Consider the following 21,186-nt stretch of genomic DNA (forward strand, 5'->3'; position numbering starts at 1 on the left):
GATTGATCGGGCGCCAAACATTTTCCAAAAAAGTAAACTTGAATAATGACAGTTTAACTGTTATAAAGTACTGTATGAATACTTCTTCTGATAAAAAAGACAGCAGCTATCTGCTCCCTGAACTCTGTTTGATGGCAGAGATGTCAGTACGCACTGTGCGTTACTACATGCAGATAGGTCTGGTCAGCAAGCCTGAAGGCGGGACGCGGGCGGCGCGTTATGGAGCGCAGCATCTCGAACAATTATTGCTGATCAAGAAGTGGAGTTCTGCGGGGGTATCACTGGAGCGCATACGTGAATTGTTGCATGGCGCACCTGCCCCGCTGGAAGTAAAACCGCAGCAAATCGGGTCAATTTCTGTCTGTACACATTTGACGGTAGCGCAGGGGGTGGAGCTGGTGATCGATGCCGGCAAAGCAGGCTGGACCCCGGAGCAGCTCAGGGAATTCGTCAGGCAGGCTATCGAATTGGCAGAGCGTATGAAAAACAGCCAGGACGCATGACAGCACGCATAACAGTACGCATTAATGCGAATGGCTAGCAGAGAGAGGATGAATATGTTTAACCAAAATACAGCCACAATACAATCCAGCCTGGGGCAGGCAATGGCCTTGACCAAGGTCAGTGCGATGGGTGTCATACAAGGCATGCTGCTGGACATGCAGCTTACACAAAGCTTTATCAATCCATCGGACAAAGAACATGTTGAGGTGTTGTATACCTTTCCTTTGCCTGTGGATGCAGTTTTGCTGGATATAGAAGTCGAGCTGGATGGCAGGAAATTATCTGGCGCTGTCGTACCGAGGAAAGAGGCTGAAATCGATTATGAAGAAGCCATCTCTGAAGGCAATACGGCTTTCATGCTGCAAGAAAATGGTGACCGCAGTTATAGCCTCAGCATAGGCAATCTGGCGCCGGGTGAAGCGTGCACGCTGAGCATGCATTACGCACAAAGCCTGCGCTTTGCCGAGATGGATGGCATGAATGCCTTGCGCATTTGTGTACCAACAGTGATTGCGCCACGCTATGAAATGACAGAGGCGGTCGCGGCCAAAAAGCAAAACCTGTTTGAGCGCTTGACGACTCCCAGGCATGACATACGCATCGAGTATCCGTTTGAGATCAGCTTGCGCCTGGCGGCTGAAGTGGCGGGTGCGCGTATTGCCTCGCCCAGCCATCCCATCAGCGTCATGCCTGGCGATGGCGGCACGATCGTCAGCCTGTCACGCAAGGGTAATCTCGACCGTGATTTTGTGCTGTGCCTGGATCAGTTCAGTCAGCAGGCTTTCAGTGTTCTTGGACGGGACTATCATCAGCCTGAACATGTCGCTTTGCTGGCCAGTTTTTGCCCGCAAATTGCGGCTGCTGACATGACTGATGTGGCCGTCAAGCTGCTGGTTGATTGCTCAGGTTCCATGAATGGCGACAGCATACAGGCTGCACGCACGGCCCTGAGAGAGATAGTCGAACAACTCAGTGCCGGGGATCATGTTTCCCTGTCACGCTTTGGCAGTGAAGTGCAGCACCGTTCACCAGCGATGTGGAAGTTTGCCAAACCCAGCAAGGCAGCAGCATTGCGTTGGGTAGATGAGCTTCATGCCAATCTTGGTGGTACCGAGATGGCATTGGCGCTGGAATCTACCTTTGCCATACAGAGCAGCGGGCGCAGCGATGTGCTGATGATTACTGATGGAGAAATCGACAGCGTCGATAGCCTCATCAGCAGCGCCCGCGCTGCCGGGCAAAGGGTGTTTATTGTTGGCATAGGTTCCAGCCCGGCAGAAGTGCATCTGGAACGTCTGGCCAGGGCCAGTGGTGGTTCTTGTGAATATGTGGCGCCGGGCGAAGATGTGGCACCCGCCATCCTGCGCATGTTCATGAAATTGCGCTCGCCAGTCTGGCAGGATATTCGCATCGACACCGGCTTTGCCGGTAAGCCATTGTGGTCCACGGCTTTGCCTGCAAGCGTATTCAAAGGTGAAACCCTGAATATGTTTTATCTGTTACCAGAAAAACCTCAGGGTCAGATGAAGCTGTTTGGCCGCTTGTCAGGGCAGGTGGAGGAAGTCGAATTGGGCAGCCTTGCATTGACAGCGGACTTGCAGGCTGACACCAGTTTGTCACGCGTGGCTGCGGCGACTTATTTGTCCGGTATGCAAGGCATGACTGAGCAGCTATCGGTCGTGCAGGAACTGGCGGTGCAATATCAATTGATCTGCACAGAAACCAGCTTCCTGATCGTCGAGGAAAGAGCAGAAGATGAGAAGCCACTGGATATGCCTGCCCTGATGGAGGTAGCGCATATGTTGGCGGCAGGTTGGGGTGGGCTGGGGGCTATCGCGGGCGGTGTTTGCTCCGCGCCGGTCATGGCTGCGCCCGCTGCCGCCGGTGGTGCGGCCTATTCCTTGTCCTCGCAGGCGGCACCTGTGCCTGCCGCGCCGGATCTGCGCAGCAGGCTGGCGGCCTGGAAATTGTCCAAACTTGCCGCTCTGGATATGGCTGATGAACCGGGTGAGCGTTCCATGGACGCCAGTAATCTGCCATCGCCTGCTGCAAAATGGTCGGTACTTGATGCAGAGGCAATGCAAGCGTTTTTTGAATACGCCAACGCTGTTGGGGCGGACAGGATAATCTGCCGTGACATGCATTATCAGGGGCTGACACCGCTGGGCCTGACACTCTTGCTCAGATACTTCGACGAGCAATTGTGGCCAGACAATTTTGCCGGGCTCAGACAGATACAGCTGGGTGAAGCTATCATTGAATGGCTGGAACTGGCAATCTGGGAAGACTGCAAAGACCAGCTCAGCCCACTGCAAGTCATCAAACTCTTTTTCAGCATCATGGCTGAGCCAGAAATGCTGGAGCGCCTGCTGCCATCGCAAGAGCAGAGAGCAGGGTTGCAGGCTAGTGAAAGAACAAGCGCTGATACTGCGCAATTGCTCAGTGTGTCAGCAGATCCTGCTGCCAGCGCCAGGCTGGAAACCCAGTTACGTAATGCCGTGCGTGAGCTGGATGCCGTGACTTGGTCGGAGTCTATCTTTTTGATGGATATGGAAGGGTAATTAGTGCCAGTATCGGACAGGGGCGAGGAATAGTTTAATGCCTCGCCTCTTTCTTGAGTCAGTACTTTAACTGATGTGAATGTGTTGCAAGCATCAGGAACGAATAATCACTCAGGTCTGGCTGATCCAGTCCTCAATACCAAGTGCATTATTAGGTATCAGGGAAAAGGCTTTATCATGGCTTACCAGACGGGCTTTCACTGCAATGGCATGGGCTGCAATCATCATGTCGAGCGCGCCAAGGACTATGCCGGATGCGGTGCAAGATGCCCGCAAGTCGGCATAGGTGATGGCGACCGAACTATCCCAGGCTAGTATTTCTACGCGCAAAAGAAACTCATTGACCAGATTGCTTAAGGCTGCCGGATTACCTTTGCGTGCCAGCCCATAACGTAGTTCTGCCTCGGTAACAACCGAGATCACGATACTGTCCATGGGGAGGGAGGCAAGGCGCTGACGGACTTCGGGGAAATTGCCTTTGATGATATAGCTTGCCATGTTGGTATCAAGCATGTAGCGCATATTGCTCAAAGCAAATCCCTTTCTTCTGCAGGCTTGTCGTCACGCTCAGACATGAAATCTGCCGGAATATCAACGCTGTCGGCCAGGGCGAAAAAATCTGTCCATGTCACAGGCTTGGGTGAGAGTATGACTTCACCCGTGTCAGGATTGCGGCGTATGAACACTTCCGTTCCCTGGAAGCGGAATTCCAAAGGCAGTCTTACTGCCTGACTGCGGCCGGTAGTAAACAACTTTGCTGTAGATGACATTTGCTTCTCCTGTCATGGTATGTATCAAAAGTATATACCAATTTTTCATATTCGATGATGATATATATCAATGATATGTATCGTGATTTTTCTACAGATAGTGCCGGGACCGATGCCCGGTGGCGAGCCGTCATCCGCCCGGCTTCGCTCATTGACTTGCTTACTGATTCGCTTACTGATGCAGCATAAATCTCCCAGCTAGGCTAATATCCCTGCCTTGAGCCGTGATTTTGGATTTATGTGAGTGGGTATTTATGAATAAGAAGCTTATTGGCCTGGCAGTGGCGCTGGGTTTGCTGTTTGCGGGTTTGGGTATCTACGCGGGCAATCGCCAGACCACGCCCAAGCCACCTGCCGACAAGTCGGTCGCGCAATTGATGGCGCAGCAGTTCAAGGATAGTGAAGGCAAGCAGCAATCGATGGCGGAATGGCGGGGTAAGTTCCTGGTCGTGAATTTCTGGGCGACCTGGTGCGCACCTTGCGTGCAAGAGATGCCTGAGTTGTCTGCCATGCAAGATGGATACAAGGGCAAGTCCATACAGATTTTGGGCCTGGGTATAGATAGTCCGACAAATATTGCTGATTTTGCAAAAAAATATAAAATCAGTTATCCCTTGTTTTCTACGGGCATGGAAGGTTCTGAGTTATCGCGCCAATTAGGTAATACCGGTGGTGGCTTGCCCTTTACCGTATTGATTAATGCAGAAGGCAAGGTTGTAAAATCCTATCTTGGTCGCCTGAAAATGGATGAATTGCATACCGATATTGCCAAATATTCTTTGGAAAAATAAAAGACGCGTCGTTTTTCCTTGCCAATCTGCGTCGATTAGCGGCAAAATGCGGCCATCTTCGTCAAATTGTAAGTGACTATGGCGCGCAAACTATTGCTGCTGAATGGCCCAAATCTGAACTTGCTCGGCACCCGCGAGCCCGCTACCTATGGCGCTAATACCCTGGCCGAGATAGAGGCTGCAGCGCAGGAGCAGGCAAAAACAGCTGGCGCAGAGTTGTCATTTTTTCAAAGTAATCATGAAGGCGCATTAATTGACCGCATCCATGCTGCCCGCAATGAGCAAGTCGATGCTATTATCATCAACCCGGGCGGCCTGACGCATACCAGTGTTGCCCTGAGGGATGCACTTGCAGGCGTGGCGATCCCGTTTATTGAAGTACATATATCGAATGTACATCAAAGAGAAGCCTTCAGACATCATTCATATTTGTCTGCAATTGCCAAAGGCGTCATCTGCGGCCTCGGTACTGAAGGTTACCGTCTGGCGATTGACTTTTCCCTGAAAAATATTTAAATTCTCGCATCTTCGCGTAATTTGCTGATAAAGCCAGCTTATTTCGTATATAATCCAAACTTCGGCGGCAATTGTAGAGCTGTTTTTGTGCTCAGTATTGTGCGTCCCAATTAATTCAGAACCACTTTTTTCAAGGGGATTCCACATGGATTTAAGAAAACTCAAGACCCTGATCGACCTCGTAGCAGAATCAGATATCGCTGAACTCGAAGTAACTGAAGGTGAGGGCAAAGTCCGCATCGTCAAATCTTCTGCAATGCCGCAAAACCAGGTAGTCATGATGCAGCAACCGCAGCACCAGATGATGCCTGCCGCTGCTCCAGCCGCAGCCGCTCCTGTTGCAGCAGCACCAGTGGTGCCAGATGGTCATATTGTTAAATCCCCTATGGTCGGTACTTTCTACCGCTCGTCTTCCCCAGGTGCCGCTCCTTTTGCTGATATCGGCAAGAGCGTCAATGCTGGCGACACCCTTTGCATTATCGAAGCAATGAAATTGCTGAATGAAATCGAAAGCGATTTCACCGGCACGATCAAACAGATTCTGGTTGAAAATGGTCAGCCTGTTGAATACGGCCAGCCGCTGTTCGTGATTGGCTGATCCAGGCGCGCGTGCGCGAACTGAAGTCCGCTGCCCGTGTTGAGGGCAATCATACCGGACAGGTTTTCTGCTCACGCAATTGCAACCATTGCCACCGCAAAGTTAAATCATGTTTGAAAAAATTCTTATCGCCAATCGTGGTGAAATCGCGCTACGTATCCAGCGCGCCTGCCGCGAGATGGGTATCAAAACCGTGGTCGTACACTCTGAGGCTGACCGCGAAGCAAAATATGTGAAGCTGGCCGACGAATCTGTTTGCATAGGCCCGGCTCCGTCGAATTTAAGTTACCTGAGCATGCCAGCCATTATCAGCGCCGCTGAAGTGACTGATGCCCAGGCTATCCACCCCGGTTATGGTTTTTTGTCTGAAAATGCCGACTTTGCTGAACGTGTAGAGCAATCCGGTTTTGTTTTCATCGGCCCGCGTGCTGAATCCATCCGCTTGATGGGTGACAAGGTATCGGCCAAGCACGCCATGATCAAGGCTGGTGTGCCTTGTGTGCCAGGCTCTGAAGGCGCATTGCCAGACGACCCTAAAGTCATCGTGCAAACAGCCCGCAAGGTTGGTTACCCCGTCATTATCAAGGCCGCTGGCGGTGGCGGTGGTCGTGGCATGCGCGTGGTGCATACTGAGGCGGCTTTGCTCAATGCAGTCACCATGACCAAGTCAGAGGCTGGTGCAGCATTTGGTAATCCAGAAGTGTATATGGAAAAGTTTCTGGAAGACCCACGTCACGTGGAAATCCAGATCCTGGCTGACCAGCATGGCAATGCCATCTGGCTCGGTGAGCGTGATTGCTCCATGCAGCGCCGCCATCAAAAAGTCATCGAAGAAGCACCGGCACCAGGCATCCCACGCAAGATCATAGAAAAAATCGGTGACCGCTGCGCTGCCGCCTGCCGCAAGATAGGTTATCGTGGCGCTGGTACTTTTGAATTCTTGTACGAAAACGGCGAATTCTATTTCATCGAAATGAATACCCGCGTGCAGGTTGAGCATCCAGTGACAGAAATGATCACTGGTGTTGATATCGTGCAAGAGCAAATCCGCATCGCCTTCAATGAAAAGCTGCGCTTCAAGCAAACCGATATCATGCTCAAGGGCCATGCCATTGAGTGCCGTATCAATGCCGAAGACCCGTTCAAGTTCATCCCTTCGCCAGGTCGCATCACCTCTTGGCATACACCGGGTGGCCCTGGCATACGGGTGGATTCGCATGCCTACGCAGGTTATTTCGTGCCGCCGAATTATGATTCCATGATAGGCAAGGTCATCGCCTACGGTGAAACCCGCGAACAGGCGATACGCCGCATGCAGATCGCTTTGTCAGAGATGGTGGTAGAAGGCATACAAACCAACATCCCTCTGCACCGCGAGCTGATGATAGATGCGCGCTTTATTGAAGGTGGTACGAACATTCACTACCTTGAGCATAAGCTTGCAGATATGCCGGAGTTGTCGAAGAAAAGTAAGTAAGAGCTTAAGACCTCTCAACACCGAGTCACGGGGTAAGGCTTTGGAGTGTAGGTTGGGCTACGGTTTACCAGCCCAACACTCGGCGCTGGAATGACGTATATGTTTGTTGAGGCCCAGTGTTGGGCTGATGAAGCGTAGCCTAGCGAGGCCCGGCCCAACCTACGAAAATAGGCGGGATGTAAAAATCCCGTCAAAAAGAAGCACAGAGAAAACACAAGTTTTTCCCTGTGCTTTTGGCTTTGTTATGGAGCCTCTGTGGTAAGCTTTTTGCTATTGAGATTTTTAACGCACGAAGTTAAACAAACACAGCATATTCATCTTTATGTGCGTAGCGTCGATGAGTGATTTTTTCTCTTGATTTTCTCTGTGCATCTCGGTGCCCCCTCTGTGGTGTAGCAGGGGTTTCGAACGGCATGCCGTTCGCCTGCGAAACGAAGGCAGCATGCAGGCTGCCTTTCCTTGCTCTGTGCTGAGCCTTTGGGTCTTGAAGTACCTTGAAGTTTCTGGAAGTAATAACGCTGTATATAGAACGTAAGAAAGTAGCAATATGGGCTGGATAGAAATAGTCATAGAAGTAGCGCGTGAGCAGGCTGAGGCTTTGTCGGACGCTTTGATGGATGCGGGGGCCTTGTCGGTGTCCGTGGAAGATGCCGATGAAGGTACGGATGCTGAACGTCCGCTGTTCGGTGAGCCAGGCATGGAGCCTGATGAAGCCGCCTGGGACCGCAGCCGCGTGGTTGCACTCGCTGATATCGACGCCGATCACGCAGAACTGGTGGCTGAAGCTGCCGCTGCGATTGGCCTGACTGTCGTGCCAGCCTACATCACCCGTAATGTCGAAGAGCAAGACTGGGTGCGCCTGACGCAATCGCAGTTTGCCCCTATTCATATCGGCAAGAATATCTGGGTTGTGCCTAGCTGGCATGACGCGCCTGATCCTGATGCCCTGATCCTGGAGCTTGATCCTGGTCTCGCCTTCGGTACTGGTAGCCACCCAACCACCAAGCTGTGCATGGAATGGCTGGAAGCGCACGCGCCCAAGGACTTGTCTGTACTTGATTATGGTTGTGGTTCCGGCATTCTGGCCATGGTCGCCAGCAAGCTGGGTGCCGCCAGCGTCATTGGTGTCGATATTGACCCGCAAGCAATTGAGTCTGCGAATTTCAATGCTGAGCGCAATAACTGCCAGATTGAATATGCGCTGCCAGAAGGTTTTGGTGCAGCTCACCCGGCATCACAGAAATTTGATGTGGTCGTAGCAAATATCCTGTCCAGTCCCTTGAAGTTGATGGCCCCAATGCTGGCTGGCCGTGTAGCCCCTGGCGGTTCGCTGATACTCTCGGGCGTGCTGGCAAGGCAGGCCGAAGAAGTGGCAGCAGCATACGAACCTTTCATCAAGCTCACCGTTTGGGCTGAGCATGAAGGCTGGGTCGCGTTGTCAGGCTCTTTGGCTAACTGAGGCGACTATGGCACTGGCGACCCGCTGCCCCCACTGTCAGACTGCCTTCAAGGTAGCCAATGATCAGTTGAAATTGCATGCGGGCCTGGTGCGTTGCGGCTCATGCCAGCAAACTTTTAATGCGGTAGAAAACCTGTTGCCCGGCGATGGGCAAAAACCTGTACCGGCACCGGTACCTTCTCCAACGTCTGCCAGACCAGCAAGTATTGCGAGTGTCCCAACTCAGGCGACACCGACGGTAGCAACAGCAACTGTCGCTACCGTGCCAGCGGCGGCTAGTGCCGCACCAGTCACACCAGTAGCACCAGCCACACCGGCAGCACCTGACCAACCTGTTGCACCTGTCAGGCCACAAGTCAGTGCAGCGGTGCCAGCGCCAGCAGCAAAACCAGTCATGTCTGCCACGGCAAGCGAAGTTGTGGCAGAAAGCAAGCCAGAATCCAGGCCGGAACTCAAGCAGGACGCCAAGCAGGACGCCAAGCCACTGCCGGCAGAACATCTGTCGTTCCTGATAGAACCTGAGCCCAATTTCGAGCAGACGCGTATAGTGCCGCCGTCTCCCGTCACTCCTGTGGGCCGCTTCTTTCCGCCCGATGCGTTGCCGCAAGAAGACATGCTCTTGTCAGACAGTCTGGTGCCGCCAGAAAGGCCCGCAGCTGTCGGCAAGCCAGCAAGCAGCGCTACTGCCAGGCCCGCAACAAAAGTGCTGGCCGCCATCAGCAAGGCCGAGCTGGAATTTGAGGCAGAAGCTTTTGACATGCCCAGGGATATTCCTCCGGCAGCCAGGCCCGCCGTGCTTACTCCTGCCGCTGTTACTCCCGCTGCGCTTACTCCCGCCGCTGTTACTGTTGTTACTCCAGTTAGCACGACAGCCACCACCGCAGAGATGCAAAAGCTTGAACCTGTGCTTGACCCGCTCAGCCAGTTCAAGGCTGACCCTGAACCGGCAGGTTTAAAAAAAGAACCTGTCATTACTAGCTCATCTGCTCTTGATTTTGACCTCGGTGATGGTGGCTTCCTGTTGCCATCTGAAGAAGTGCAGGAAGCTGATCTGTCCCGCATGGAACTGGAAACCCGCGCCGCTCTGATGGACCCACCAACTGCCGACTGGTCAGTCAGCGAAGGTGCAGAAGAAGCGGCCGACGCTAAAGAAAAACTGCCAGAATTCCCGGCCACTGAAATAGCCGATGCACATGCTGCCAGCAAAGTTTGGCGCCATAAAGACCATGCTGATGTGGCCGCGCCAGATGATGCTGTGTCCATCAATGATGAGGTTGCAACGGCCACCACCGGCAATACTGTCGATGGCATACAAGGTGAAGCCTACATAGGCGAGGCCGAAGCCGCGCTCGCGCAGCAGGCTGCTGCCAATGAAGACTCCAGCAGTGATCCTGAAGAAGAGCCGGCCAAACCCAATTTTGTGATCCAGGCAGAAAAACAGCGTTCCCGCAAACGCATGGCCAACATCATGCTGGGCCTGATGGTTGGCTTGCTGTTGCCTTTGTTGCTGGGCCAGTCTGCCTATATCTTCCGTAACCAGCTCGCTGCACGTGTGCCAGAAACCAAACCTTGGCTGCTGCAAGCATGCAAATACCTGAATTGCCAGGTAACTTTGCCTGCACAAATAGAAAAAATTGCCGTTGATTCAAATGAATTGCAAAACCTGGCACCAGAACGCAATGTCTTCATGCTGGTCATGCAAATCCAGAACCAGAGCGACGTCGCGCAGACCTGGCCAAATATAGAACTGGTCCTGAACGACGTCAAAGACAAGCCCCTGTTGCAGCGCGCTTTTACCCCGGCAGACTATCTGACCGAAAAAGACAAGCTGGCAAAAGGTTTTGCTGCTGGCGGCGAACAAAGCATCAAACTGTATTTTGAGCTGCCTGTACTTAAACCTGCGGGTTTTCACGTAGGTGTGTTTTATCCTTGATGTCCTTGACACGGACAGACTGATAAAACCATACTCATCAAGACATCCTGATCCATATATTCGATACAGCAAAGCTGGAAAAATCTATTTGCATCTGATCTCAGATAAACACTACACCCACGTTCAGCAATGCAAATCCATCAAGAAGCCGAAGTCTGGCTACCCACTGTCCCCCTTGTTGAATACCAGGAATGGACGAACGACTTAGACATCGATCCCTTGCCTGAAGCGCCCGCCACAGCCGCAGCCATTGCCAGCAAGTCTGAACAGCCGCGCATGCCAGACTGGTATCAACTCAGCTTCAGCGGCACTGGCAAAGAGTATTTTCGTATCTGGGTAGTCAATCTTTGCCTGAGTCTGGCAACACTGGGCATTTATTCGGCCTGGGCCAAGGTCAGACGGCTGGAATATTTTGACCGCAATACCAGTCTCGCCGGTGCCAGTTTCAATTTTCATGGTGAGGCAAAAACCATCTTGCGTGGCCGTCTTGTTGCCGTGGTTTTACTGTTTTGTTATCACTATCTGTTCACTTTATCAAAGAACCTGGCATTGCTGTTTTTCGTCATATTCGTGCTGGGTTTGCCTTTTATGATGCGCAGCGCCTTGCGTTTTCGCTTGCACCAGACCAGTTACCGTGGTTTGCGTTTCCAGTTCCATGGCTCGGTGCAGGATGCCTATGCGGCCTATGCACCGGTTGCTCTCGTGATCCTCTTGCCTGGCTTGTTTGGTGCGCTGTTTCCTGAAGAAAGCTATATGGCATTCTTCGCTTTCGCCGGTTATCTTTTCTGGCCCTGGCTGCATGCCAGAATGCGTATCTACCAGCATGACAATATCAGCTACGGTAATTTGCGCGCCAGTTGCGACATGAAAAGCGGGGCCTTTAGCTGGAGTTATGTCGGGGTATTGCTGGCACTGTTTTGTTCTTTGATTGTCGGCATTTTTCTGAGTGGCATAGTTGCTGTCGTCATAGAAAAAAATGGTGGCAGCCTGTTGCAATACATCCGTAGTACCAAAGACGTTTTTTTCCTGGTCATGGGATTTCTCATGTTGTTGGCGGCAGTGCTGGCCGCAATCGGGTGCCTGAGCTATATACAGGCCGTGGCTTGGAATAAATCCTGGGACAACACCAGTTTCCCAGGTATAGACATAGACTCATCACTGCCATACTGGCCTTACTGGCGCTTGCAGGTAAAAAACTTTTTCTTCACTTTGTTCAGCCTTGGCTTGTACCGGCCATTTGCGGTCGTGGCGCTGTATCGCTTTCGCCTGGCGTATGTACGTCTAATGGCGGAAGAACTGGATCAGGTACAAGCCATCAGCAGAGCCGGGCAGACGCAAGCCACCGGTGACAGTTCTGCCGACATGTTTGGCTTTGATTTATCCTGGTAATTGCCCCATGATTAAAGCCAATTATTTCGACCATCAACAGAGCCGGATACAGCCCATCCAGCTGGACTTGCAACAAGATATTGTGAATGTCATTTTTGATGGCAAGCAATATCCCGTCAGGAAAAAGAGATTGCAGGTGTCAGAGCCCTTTGAACATGCGCCCTGCATACTCAGTTTTTCAGACGGCAGCCATTGCGAAATCCATGACAGGGCAGACCAGCAAACCCTGCTGGATTTTCTTGATTACCGGCCCAGCCTCGTGCAGCGCTGGCAAAGACAATGGAAATGGGCACTGGCAGCAATCATCGTCATGGCGGCATTGCTGTTGGCAGCACGTGAATGGGGTGTGCCTTTGCTGGCTGACAAGATCGCTGCTCGCCTGCCTGGCAAGTATGAACAGGCCCTTGGCGACGAAGTCATGAAACTGCTGGACAAATCAGTGCTGAGCCGCAGCCATTTAAGTGATCAACGCATAGCCCAGGCCAAGGAAGCGATAGAGCGCGTCATGCCGGAACATGGGCGCATACCCATGCGGCTGGAAATCAGGAATGCCCCGAATATCGGTGCCAACGCCTTTGCCCTGCCAGGCGGCACCATAGTCGTTACCGACGCCATGATAGAGATGCTCAGTACCAATAAAGACCGTGGCTTGAGTCCGGCAGGGGCTGAAGAACTGGCGGGTGTGCTGGCGCATGAGATCGGCCACGTCGAAGGAAATCATGGCATGCGCCGCCTGGTGCGTGACGCCATGGTGACGGTGATTGCGGGCAGCCTGTTTTCTGATTTCAGTTCCGTCGTCAGCCTGGCGTCTGCCGGGGTCGTGAATATGGAATTTTCGCGTGAAATGGAAACCGAAGCCGACGACTATGCGATCAGGCGCATGAAGGAAACAGGCTTGTCACCCGCCCGCCTGGCAGATGCGCTGGAACGCATGGAAAAAATGCACAAGCGTGAAGCCGCACAAGAATCCACCACCAAGCGTATCACCCAATACATGTCCAGCCATCCGGCGACTGAAGACAGGGTGGCAAGGTTCAGGGCGGCAGCAAAATAGTGCGATTGAATCGCACCGAGCAAAAGCAACAGCAACAGCCTGCGCAGGGATGTGTAACAAAATTTTACAAAGTCATTGATCTTATGTTATTTTCCTGTGTCCTTGCCAAAAGTGCAGGGCAAAGCAGATAAATCCATAAGATCATAAAGACTGTCAGGCATGCAAATACAAACCGGGGCTGCAGCGATGTGGCCGCCTGCGGCAGATACCCAGCCCGCAACGACTATTCCAGATCATTATCCTGTAACAGTTGCCAGTACCGCAGTGACGAGCGGACAGCTGACTGAATACCATCTGTCATTCACTGGCACAGGCAAGGAATATTTCCGTATCTGGATCGTCAATCTCTGCCTGAGCATGGCGACTTTGGGTATTTATTCCGCGTGGGCAAAGGTACGGCGGCTCAAGTATTTTGACCGTAATACACATTTGAACGGTGCCGTCTTTAATTTTCATGGTGATCCCAAAACCATATTCCGCGGCCGGGTTATCGCGGTGATACTGCTGTTTTGCTACCACTATCTGTTCACTTTTTCAAAAACGCTGGCACTGAGTTTGTTTGCAATCTTGTTGCTGGGGGTGCCGTGGATGATGCGCAGTGCCTTGCGGTTTCGTCTGCGCAATACCAGTTATTTTGGCTTGCGCTTGCAATTTCATGGCACGCTTGCCGGTGCTTACGCAACGTATTTGCCGGTTGCTCTGATTATCTTGTTGCCCGGTTTGCTTGGCGTTTTCTTTCCATATTATGTGGGTATTTTTGTTTTCACATTTATCCCTTATCTGAGCTGGCCCTGGTTGCATGCGCGCATGCGTATTTACCAGCACAAAGAACTGGCTTTTGGCGAATTGAGGAGTAGTTGCAGCCTCACCAAAGGAGCTTTTTTCTTATCCTATTTTATGTCCTGCCTGGCCTTGCTGATCTTTGTCATGATGATAGGCATGGGCAGCGCGGTCTTTTTTTCGTCGCTCAAAATGCACTCTCCTGCAGATTACCAACTTTTCATGGATACCTACGGTTGGCTTTTGTTTCCCTTAGGGTTTCTGGCAGTTTTGCTCGTTTATGCCAGCTTCCTCAGTTTCAGTACCTTGTTGCAAGTCAAAGTCTGGAACAAATCCTGGAATGCAACCCGCTTTCCCGGCATAGAAATAGATTCGCATTTGCCTTACAAAGCTTATTACTTGTTGCAGGTAAAAAATCTTATCCTGACCATGTTGACGCTGGGTCTGTACCGGCCTTTTGCGGTCGTGAATATTTATCGCTTCCGCTTGCAACACGTCAGTCTTAAAGCTGCTGGCTTTGAACAATTGCTGGCCGCTCAGCGTGCACAAGCTGCGCAAGAAGGACAAGCAGGCCAGATAGGTCAGGCCAGTGGTGACAGCACGGCAGACTTGTTTGGTTTTGATTTGTCCTGGTAGGATACATGTATATGATACAAGCGCATTATTTCGACCACCGTCAGGCCTTGCTGCACAAAGTCATTCTGTATTTTCAAACTACGGGCATCAGCCTGGCAGGTGAGGGTATAGACAGGCAGATAGACAAGAGTCAATTGCAACTGGAAGAAGCATTTAAAAATGCTCCTTGCATACTCAATTTTGCCGACGGCAGCCATTGTGAAATCCGTGACCAGGCTGACAAGCAAAGCCTGCTTGCACACCTTGGCTATCATCCATCCACGATAGAGCGCTGGCAGCACAAATGGCAGGCAGCCTTGCTGGCTGTCATCGTCATGGCCGGTATCGTGTTTTCAGCTTATAAATGGGGATTGCCCGTGTTGGCCGGCAAGGCCGCAGTTCTGGTTCCTGTCAGCTATGAACGTGCGCTGGGTGCCGAAGTGATGAATGTGCTGGACCAGACCATTTTCAAACCAAGCAAGCTCAGTGACAGCAGCATCGCGCGCGTAGAACAATTATTGCGCCGCCTGCGTCCTCAGGATACGCACGTGCCCATACATCTGGAAGTGCGCAATGCGCCGGAAATGGGGGCAAATGCCGTCGCTTTGCCGGGCGGTACGATAGTCGTGACAGATCAACTGGTTACGCTACTCGTCGGTGATGCAGACAGGGAGTTGAACGGTTTTCTGGCCGAACAATTGTTTGGTGTGATGGCCCATGAGATCGGCCACATAGAGCAGCGTCACGGCATGCGCAGCCTGATCAGCCAGGGTTTCATGACAGTTGCCCTGGGCAGCCTGTTTGGTGATGTCAGCTCCGTTGCGGCTCTCGCACCTGCGGCTTTAATCAGCAAAGAATATACACGTGCGATGGAAACCGAAGCTGATATCTATGCTATCGATCTTTTGACGCAAAGACATATTTCACCTGGCCGGCTGGCTGACGCACTTGCTTTCATGAGTAGCCAAAACAGAAGAAGCAGTAAAGATGCTACGCCAAACTGGCTACGCTCAGTGTATGACTATACTGCCAGTCACCCTGCTACAGACGAGCGTATCGCACGCTTCAGAAAAGCGGCATTTGCGACTGAGTAAGGAGGCTGGCAAGAGTTTGGTCAACAACAATTAGTGATTACAGTTGTACGGTGCCAGAGCTTCGATCAACATATAGTCTTGCTTTTCATTTTCTTCATCGATCAGTGTCATGGTTTTGCCATCCTTGCTGAGAATGACAGGCTTGCCCTGTTTTGCCGGGCGGTCATTTTTATCCTGCAGTAGCAGGTGCCTGTCCTGTACCTTCCATGTACCGTCCAGGCCGCTGTAAGGTGCAGTACCCATGATACCGGCACTGCTTTGCATATTGCCATCCTTATCCAGGCGCAATATTTTCTGCGTGCTGGTACCTGTAAACACCCATTTACCCATCATCGCGCATGGCAAGCTGGAATCCAGGCGCTTATCTTTGGGTATGCTGATTCTCCAATGCGCGATGCCTATCACTGCAGCGATGAAAATTGCCGTGCCTATCGCCCACTTTAGCGGGCGGCCAGGTGGCGGGCATATTTCCTCATTCAGGCTGGCGCGCTGTTTTGCAGACAGGCCAAGGATACTTGGCCGCAAGCCTGCATCTTTGAGTTGGCGATTGACTTCATCATTGATGGCCAGCAAGATAAAGGTGTTCACCAGCGGTACCATGGAACCGTAAGCGATGACCTTTCTCATGGTGTTGTTGAAACCCATATTGGCGGCCAGTTTTAAATAACCGGCAAAGAACATGACTTCAATGGGCAGCAGGCAAAATGCAATCGTGAAAAAACCAATAACATCGCTCTTCATGCTGATCACTACAAAATTCAGCACCACAGCATAAATCAGCTGCTTTTGACCATCAGCCAGTTCCGCAATGCGGATATCGTCGTAGTTGACGATTTCAGGTTCGGGCTTGTCTGCTACTTCTTTCTTTTTGCCCGTATTGTTATAGGCTATCCAGCGCTGCATTGCTTCGTCCGTGTCTGCGGCCGCCGTAACCGTCGTCGTTGCTGCTGCTTGCTCCGGGTTTTCGTCGGGCACAGCCGCGCTTTGCTCTGCGGCGGTGCTGGTGATGTCGGCGCTTGGCTCCATGATGCAGACACAACCATATTGCGCCAGTGTAGCCACATAGTTTTGGGCGACAATCTGCGTCAGGTCTTTTTTCAGCACCAGGCCAGGTTGCGCGAGCATATCCGCAACTTGCACCGGAGTGCGCTTGAACAAGGGGGCCAGTTTGTCAGCTACAGCAGTGACAGTCAGGTCTTCTTTGATACCCTGTAGCACGATGCGATAGCGCTGCGGCCTGTGTATTACACCTTCCTGCTCATCAATCACGGTCAGCCCTAGCGTATTGCTAAATCGCAATATCTGCGTGATGACTTCTTCATGTCTCTGCGAAATGCCGACAACGCCCATGTCGCCAACAAAATTATTGATCAGCGGACCATCCGACCAGGGGCAGGCATCCATGGCTTCGCCATCTGTGCAACTGGACAGGCAGGGGAACAGGCGCGTAATGGCATCATGAAATTTGACCAGCACTGGTACTGCCGCCGCATCACTGCTGTAATAGCTTTCCCGCTTGTCGTTCAACCAGGTGTAGGTTTCTGCATCGCTGGCCGGTGTCTGGGCAGCGAGAATCGTCAGCGTGTAACTCATGGCGGGCAGAAAATGAAAAAACGCTATTGTATTTCAGCTACCCCTGAAGGAGGGTATTTAGTGGGGGAGTAGTGCGATATCGCTGCAGGAGCAAGTACAGAATTAAGCGGGACTGCTGTGCGCCATCCCGCTTTACTGTTTATTTCTGTGTTGCCTGGCTTATTCTTCTGCCCCGGCTTCCGCCATGATGGCACGCAAGCCTGAGGCATTGGCCCGCTCGGCAGCTTTGCCATGACCACTGCGTATATCGTCCTGATCGCGCAAGATCAGGTGTACGCCTTCATTCTTGTACATGAAACTCAGGGTTTCTATGCTTTCATTGCGGTTATTGAAATTTTCTGAAACCTCGAACTGCACATCCTTGTTTAGTAAGTAAATGGCAACTTCTTTGGTATTGTCGGCAAACAGATGCAAATGAATGTCGGAATGGTTGCCAGCCGTGCCATTCAGTACCGCACCTACGACATAAGGATTGTAGCGTTCCAGCTCTTCCATGAGCTCAAGGGTGAGTTGTCGCAAATGCAATAAGCGCTGTGGCTGGGTATCGCCAAAGAACAATTCATTGTATTCGCGCACTTCCTGCTCAATCTGGGCATTGTCAGGCAGGACATCGCCCTTGACTTTATGGTTGCCCAGCAACTGCTTGGCTGCCTTGCGCTTGGCGGAGGCATAGTCGGCGCCATCCTCGGCGATCATGCGCGCCGCCAGCGCCGCAATCTCAGCCCGCAGGCTCTCTGCTTCATTCGGTGTATGGATCATCATGGGGTAATCATAACTGAAACCTTGGGGAAATCCAAAAACAAGGCCCCTCAAGCCAGAGAAATGCCGATTTTTTGCCTATGTAGTCATAGGTTTTCAGCTTCTGTTACGAGTGGTGACAAGAACATGCCTTCTCTCAGGTAGAATTGCGGGATTCTGGAATTTGGTTCAATTATGCATATTCATATTTTAGGTATCTGCGGCACTTTCATGGGTGGCCTGGCCGTATTGGCAAAAGAAGCAGGTCATACCGTGACGGGCTGTGATGCCAATGTCTATCCGCCCATGAGCACCCAGCTCGAATCCCAGGGCATCAGCCTGACGCAGGGCTTTGGGGCTGAGCAGATAGCATTGGAACCGGATTTATATGTCATAGGCAATGTCGTTTCGCGTGGCAACCCGCTGATGGAAGAAATCCTCAACCGTGGCTTGCCCTATGTGTCTGGCCCGCAATGGATGGGCGAACATATCCTGCATGACAAGTGGGTACTCGCGGTCGCTGGCACGCATGGCAAAACAACAACGTCTGCCATGCTGGCCTGGATACTCGAATATGCCGGTTATGCACCTGGCTTTTTGATCGGCGGCGTACCGCTGAACTTTGGTATCTCTGCCCGTTTGTGGGGCAACCATGCCTCTGACTTCTTTGTCATCGAGGCTGACGAATACGATACTGCATTCTTCGACAAGCGCAGCAAGTTCGTGCATTACCATGCCAAGACAGCAGTACTGAACAATCTGGAGTATGACCATGCCGACATCTTCCCGGATGTAGCCGCCATAGAAACCCAGTTCCACCACCTGGTGCGTACCGTGCCTGGCGTAGGCCGTTTGATCGTCAATGGCAATAATGACTCGCTGGAACGTGTGCTTAAACGCGGCTGCTGGAGTGAAAAAGAATTCTTTGGCAATGAGCAGGCCTGGCGTCTGCTCATGCAAGACGGTGAAGACTTTGATGTCTATTTCAACGACCAGTTGCAAGGCAGGGTGCAATGGAATTTGAATGGCGAACATAACCGCCAGAATGCCCTGGCCGCGATTGCTGCTGCCCGCCATGTCGGCGTTACGCCAGAAATTTCGATAGAAGCCCTGGCCCAGTTCGTCAGCGTCAAGCGCCGCATGGAAGTGCGCGGCGTAGCGGACGGCGTCACCGTCATCGACGATTTTGCTCATCATCCCACAGCCGTTGCCACAACCGTTGAAGGTTTGCGCCACAAGGTCGGCAATGCCCGCATCCTGGCCGTGTTGGAACCACGCTCAAACACCATGAAGCTGGGCACGATGAAACAAGCCTTGCCCGGTAGTCTGGAGCAGGCAGACCTGGTATTTGGTTTTGGTGAGGCGGACGGTAAATCAGCCCTGGGCTGGGATCTGGCAGAAGCATTGGCACCGCTGGGTGACAAGGTCGCCTGTCATCACAAGATAGATCAACTGGTGCAGGATATCGTCAGCAAGGCCAAGACAGGTGACCATGTACTCATCATGAGTAATGGCGGCTTTGGTGGCATACACCAAAAATTGCTGGATGCGCTGCAAGACCGCGCACAGCAGGCCGGTAGCCCAGCCGATAGTCAAGATGGTAATCAACCTGGTAATAGGGCGATTGCAGCATGATCCTCTACCTGCACGGCTTTCGCTCATCGCCTGATTCTTACAAGGCGCGTGTCATGCTTGCGCATATGGCGAAGCTGGGCCGTAGCGAAGAGATAGCCTGCCCCGACCTGTCACCCTCGCCAGCGCTGGCAATCCAGCAAGCCGAGGCCTTGCTGGCCGGGCACAAGGCAGACGATATCTGCATCATAGGCTCGTCGCTGGGCGGTTACTACGCGACCTGGCTGGCAGAAAAATACGGCTGCAAAGCCATCTTGCTGAACCCCGCCGTCAAGCCGCCCCGTGACCTGGAAAGCTATGTAGGTGTAACGACTTATTACCATAGCGATAGAGTCTTTGAATTCAAGGCAGAATACATGGCTGAATTGCGTGCACTTGCCGTGGAACAGATCAGCCAGCCTGAACGTTATTTTTTGATTGCCGCGACTGGCGATGAAGTACTGGACTGGCGCGAAATGGTCGCTCACTATCCGCAAGCCAGACAGTTCGTGATTGAAGGCAGCGATCATGGCATTGCAGAATTTGCCGATTACCTGGATCAGGTGATGGCCTTTGCGGATGGCAGGGCCTGATTTGGACGCAGCGATTTTGCACACGAGTTTGCAGACAAGTAAGCAAATGCAGCGCCCACAAGCCGCACAATGGTATGCGCATGTGAATGCGGTCGATACCAGCGCGCTGATGGAAGACTGGCTCAGCAACCGCGATTCGCTGACGGCCAGGCTGGTGGCCCGGTGCCAGCAGTTTCGCGTGCAGCGTTTGTCGCAGCAGAAGGCAGTGTGCCTGCAGGATGAATATGCTGCCATAGGTTTACCGCGTGCCATGAAGGTGCATGAGCGCGAAGTGTTTTTGCGTTGCGATGGCGAGGCCATGGTGTATGGTCATACGATAGTGCCGCTGAGTTCCACTGCCAATGAATGGCCGTTGTTTCATGCGCTGGGTGAAAAGTCCTTGGGCAGCACCCTGTTCAACGACCCGCTGGTGCGCCGCGGTGATTTGCATTACGCCAGGCTAAGACAGAGCCACCCGCTGATACGCCGCATCGTGGCGAGACAGCCGGAGCTGGCAGGCGTGCACAGCATGCTGGCCCGCCGGTCTTTGTTTTGGCGCAAGGGCGGGTGTTTGCAGGTGACGGAAGTGTTTTTGCCGGGGGTTGAGGGTTTGCGGATTATTGAAAAGCGTTGAAACCTAAGACCTTAAGACCTCTCAACACAGAGACACAGAGGTTCCACAGAGGGGCACAGAGAAAGACAAGAAAGAGACAGGAGTGCATTGCGTCACTTTGTTAATGAAGCCGCAATCGTAAAGTCGTCATTCCTGCGAAGGCAGGAATCCAGGGGCGTTCGTGGCAAACTGATATAACCAAAACGCAAGCCGAAATGTTTAAAACTTCTCCCCCTTCAAGGGGGAGGTTGGGTGGGGGATGGGGTTCTAACGCAATTTGATGACAGACTAATTAACCGAAACCCATCCCCACCCTAACCCTCCCCTTGAAGGGGAGGGAATAAAATAGGTATATGAATGATTTCCCGCTTTGCTGATAAAAGCAAAGTAAATATAGAACAACAAACATCTCAAACAAGAGACGCAGAGCAAAAACAGAACGAGTAAATGACAAAGATTTTCTCAGTGCCACCTCTGTGTCTCCGTACCTCTGTGTTGAGCTTTTTGGTCTTAAAACA

At 52.2% G+C, this 21,186-nt stretch carries 19 protein-coding genes; 15 read left to right on the plus strand and 4 right to left on the minus strand.

Features of this window, described 5'->3' with window-relative positions; genetic code table 11:
• Positions 1-74 precede the first annotated feature (74 nt).
• Positions 75-503 (plus strand): MerR family transcriptional regulator, encoded by a 429-nt coding sequence (locus ACO0LL_RS11005; RefSeq protein ID WP_422950907.1) that lies wholly within the window; start codon positions 75-77, stop codon positions 501-503.
• Between the two features lie 54 nt (positions 504-557).
• Complete coding sequence (locus ACO0LL_RS11010; RefSeq protein WP_422950908.1) at positions 558-3,065, plus strand: VIT and vWA domain-containing protein; 2,508 nt, start codon at positions 558-560, stop codon at positions 3,063-3,065.
• Between the two features lie 111 nt (positions 3,066-3,176).
• Here the strand turns inward: ACO0LL_RS11010 and ACO0LL_RS11015 are convergent, their stop codons facing one another.
• The gene (locus ACO0LL_RS11015; protein ID WP_422950943.1) at positions 3,177-3,587 is read right to left on the minus strand and encodes a type II toxin-antitoxin system VapC family toxin; all 411 of its coding nucleotides are present in this window, start codon (positions 3,585-3,587) and stop codon (positions 3,177-3,179) included.
• Between the two features lie 5 nt (positions 3,588-3,592).
• Complete coding sequence (locus ACO0LL_RS11020) at positions 3,593-3,835, minus strand: antitoxin (RefSeq protein WP_422950909.1); 243 nt, start codon at positions 3,833-3,835, stop codon at positions 3,593-3,595.
• 254 nt (positions 3,836-4,089) lie between these two features.
• On the opposite strand from ACO0LL_RS11020, the gene ACO0LL_RS11025 reads away from it, so the two are divergent.
• The 10 genes from ACO0LL_RS11025 (at position 4,090) to ACO0LL_RS11070 (ending at position 15,541) form a co-directional block, all read left to right on the plus strand.
• A complete protein-coding gene (locus ACO0LL_RS11025) occupies positions 4,090-4,626 on the plus strand; it encodes a redoxin family protein (RefSeq protein ID WP_422950910.1) in 537 nt (178 codons plus the stop codon).
• 78 nt (positions 4,627-4,704) lie between these two features.
• Positions 4,705-5,142, plus strand: coding sequence for a type II 3-dehydroquinate dehydratase (gene aroQ / locus ACO0LL_RS11030; protein WP_422950911.1), 438 nt, complete (start codon positions 4,705-4,707; stop codon positions 5,140-5,142).
• A 145-nt stretch (positions 5,143-5,287) separates the two neighbouring features.
• The gene (gene accB, locus ACO0LL_RS11035; RefSeq protein ID WP_422950912.1) at positions 5,288-5,740 is read left to right on the plus strand and encodes an acetyl-CoA carboxylase biotin carboxyl carrier protein; all 453 of its coding nucleotides are present in this window, start codon (positions 5,288-5,290) and stop codon (positions 5,738-5,740) included.
• 109 nt (positions 5,741-5,849) lie between these two features.
• On the plus strand, positions 5,850-7,217 hold the full coding sequence (gene accC, locus ACO0LL_RS11040) for an acetyl-CoA carboxylase biotin carboxylase subunit (RefSeq protein ID WP_422950913.1): 1,368 nt from the start codon (positions 5,850-5,852) through the stop codon (positions 7,215-7,217).
• Positions 7,218-7,764: 547 nt separating this feature from the next.
• The gene (prmA, locus tag ACO0LL_RS11045; RefSeq protein ID WP_422950914.1) at positions 7,765-8,676 is read left to right on the plus strand and encodes a 50S ribosomal protein L11 methyltransferase; all 912 of its coding nucleotides are present in this window, start codon (positions 7,765-7,767) and stop codon (positions 8,674-8,676) included.
• A gap of 7 nt (positions 8,677-8,683) precedes the next feature.
• A complete protein-coding gene (locus ACO0LL_RS11050; RefSeq protein WP_422950915.1) occupies positions 8,684-10,609 on the plus strand; it encodes a DUF3426 domain-containing protein in 1,926 nt (641 codons plus the stop codon).
• Between the two features lie 129 nt (positions 10,610-10,738).
• Positions 10,739-11,998: a YjgN family protein gene (locus ACO0LL_RS11055; protein ID WP_422950916.1), complete on the plus strand. Its 1,260-nt coding sequence runs from the start codon at positions 10,739-10,741 to the stop codon at positions 11,996-11,998.
• Between the two features lie 7 nt (positions 11,999-12,005).
• Positions 12,006-13,052, plus strand: coding sequence for a M48 family metallopeptidase (locus ACO0LL_RS11060; RefSeq protein WP_422950917.1), 1,047 nt, complete (start codon positions 12,006-12,008; stop codon positions 13,050-13,052).
• Between the two features lie 159 nt (positions 13,053-13,211).
• Positions 13,212-14,468, plus strand: coding sequence for a YjgN family protein (locus tag ACO0LL_RS11065; protein WP_422950918.1), 1,257 nt, complete (start codon positions 13,212-13,214; stop codon positions 14,466-14,468).
• An 11-nt stretch (positions 14,469-14,479) separates the two neighbouring features.
• Positions 14,480-15,541, plus strand: a complete 1,062-nt coding sequence (locus tag ACO0LL_RS11070; protein ID WP_422950919.1) for a M48 family metallopeptidase — start codon at positions 14,480-14,482, stop codon at positions 15,539-15,541.
• 30 nt (positions 15,542-15,571) lie between these two features.
• Here the strand turns inward: ACO0LL_RS11070 and ACO0LL_RS11075 are convergent, their stop codons facing one another.
• Both ACO0LL_RS11075 and ACO0LL_RS11080 read right to left on the minus strand, forming a co-directional pair.
• Positions 15,572-17,134 carry a hypothetical protein gene (locus tag ACO0LL_RS11075; protein ID WP_422950920.1) on the minus strand — a complete coding sequence of 521 codons (1,563 nt, stop codon included), beginning with the start codon at positions 17,132-17,134 and terminating at the stop codon, positions 15,572-15,574.
• 159 nt (positions 17,135-17,293) lie between these two features.
• Entirely contained in the window at positions 17,294-17,896 is a 603-nt protein-coding gene (locus tag ACO0LL_RS11080; protein ID WP_162043130.1) for a hypothetical protein, read from the minus strand.
• Positions 17,897-18,067: 171 nt separating this feature from the next.
• On the opposite strand from ACO0LL_RS11080, the gene mpl reads away from it, so the two are divergent.
• The 3 genes from mpl to ACO0LL_RS11095 are packed head-to-tail and all read left to right on the plus strand — an operon-like array spanning position 18,068 to position 20,689.
• The gene (gene mpl, locus ACO0LL_RS11085; protein ID WP_422950921.1) at positions 18,068-19,507 is read left to right on the plus strand and encodes a UDP-N-acetylmuramate:L-alanyl-gamma-D-glutamyl-meso-diaminopimelate ligase; all 1,440 of its coding nucleotides are present in this window, start codon (positions 18,068-18,070) and stop codon (positions 19,505-19,507) included.
• A complete protein-coding gene (locus ACO0LL_RS11090; protein WP_422950922.1) occupies positions 19,504-20,076 on the plus strand; it encodes a YqiA/YcfP family alpha/beta fold hydrolase in 573 nt (190 codons plus the stop codon). Before mpl ends, ACO0LL_RS11090 begins: the two co-directional genes overlap by 4 nt.
• A gap of 46 nt (positions 20,077-20,122) precedes the next feature.
• Positions 20,123-20,689 (plus strand): chorismate--pyruvate lyase family protein, encoded by a 567-nt coding sequence (locus ACO0LL_RS11095; protein ID WP_422950923.1) that lies wholly within the window; start codon positions 20,123-20,125, stop codon positions 20,687-20,689.
• Positions 20,690-21,186 lie beyond the last annotated feature (497 nt).

This window comes from Undibacterium sp. TC4M20W (assembly GCF_049340245.1).
Taxonomy (GTDB): domain Bacteria; phylum Pseudomonadota; class Gammaproteobacteria; order Burkholderiales; family Burkholderiaceae_D; genus Undibacterium.

Coding starts and splice junctions, on each gene's coding strand:
- ACO0LL_RS11010 (WP_422950908.1), top strand. CDS start 558: ATGTTTAACCAAAATACAGCCACAATACAATCCAGCCTGGGGCAGGCA.
- ACO0LL_RS11095 (WP_422950923.1), top strand. CDS start 20,123: ATGCAGCGCCCACAAGCCGCACAATGGTATGCGCATGTGAATGCGGTC.
- prmA (WP_422950914.1), top strand. CDS start 7,765: ATGGGCTGGATAGAAATAGTCATAGAAGTAGCGCGTGAGCAGGCTGAG.
- ACO0LL_RS11070 (WP_422950919.1), top strand. CDS start 14,480: ATGATACAAGCGCATTATTTCGACCACCGTCAGGCCTTGCTGCACAAA.
- ACO0LL_RS11065 (WP_422950918.1), top strand. CDS start 13,212: ATGCAAATACAAACCGGGGCTGCAGCGATGTGGCCGCCTGCGGCAGAT.
- ACO0LL_RS11090 (WP_422950922.1), top strand. CDS start 19,504: ATGATCCTCTACCTGCACGGCTTTCGCTCATCGCCTGATTCTTACAAG.
- mpl (WP_422950921.1), top strand. CDS start 18,068: ATGCATATTCATATTTTAGGTATCTGCGGCACTTTCATGGGTGGCCTG.
- ACO0LL_RS11055 (WP_422950916.1), top strand. CDS start 10,739: ATGCAAATCCATCAAGAAGCCGAAGTCTGGCTACCCACTGTCCCCCTT.
- accC (WP_422950913.1), top strand. CDS start 5,850: ATGTTTGAAAAAATTCTTATCGCCAATCGTGGTGAAATCGCGCTACGT.
- ACO0LL_RS11020 (WP_422950909.1), bottom strand. CDS start 3,835: ATGTCATCTACAGCAAAGTTGTTTACTACCGGCCGCAGTCAGGCAGTA.
- ACO0LL_RS11005 (WP_422950907.1), top strand. CDS start 75: ATGAATACTTCTTCTGATAAAAAAGACAGCAGCTATCTGCTCCCTGAA.
- ACO0LL_RS11015 (WP_422950943.1), bottom strand. CDS start 3,587: ATGCGCTACATGCTTGATACCAACATGGCAAGCTATATCATCAAAGGC.
- ACO0LL_RS11060 (WP_422950917.1), top strand. CDS start 12,006: ATGATTAAAGCCAATTATTTCGACCATCAACAGAGCCGGATACAGCCC.
- ACO0LL_RS11075 (WP_422950920.1), bottom strand. CDS start 17,134: ATGAGTTACACGCTGACGATTCTCGCTGCCCAGACACCGGCCAGCGAT.
- ACO0LL_RS11050 (WP_422950915.1), top strand. CDS start 8,684: ATGGCACTGGCGACCCGCTGCCCCCACTGTCAGACTGCCTTCAAGGTA.
- ACO0LL_RS11025 (WP_422950910.1), top strand. CDS start 4,090: ATGAATAAGAAGCTTATTGGCCTGGCAGTGGCGCTGGGTTTGCTGTTT.
- ACO0LL_RS11080 (WP_162043130.1), bottom strand. CDS start 17,896: ATGATGATCCATACACCGAATGAAGCAGAGAGCCTGCGGGCTGAGATT.
- accB (WP_422950912.1), top strand. CDS start 5,288: ATGGATTTAAGAAAACTCAAGACCCTGATCGACCTCGTAGCAGAATCA.
- aroQ (WP_422950911.1), top strand. CDS start 4,705: ATGGCGCGCAAACTATTGCTGCTGAATGGCCCAAATCTGAACTTGCTC.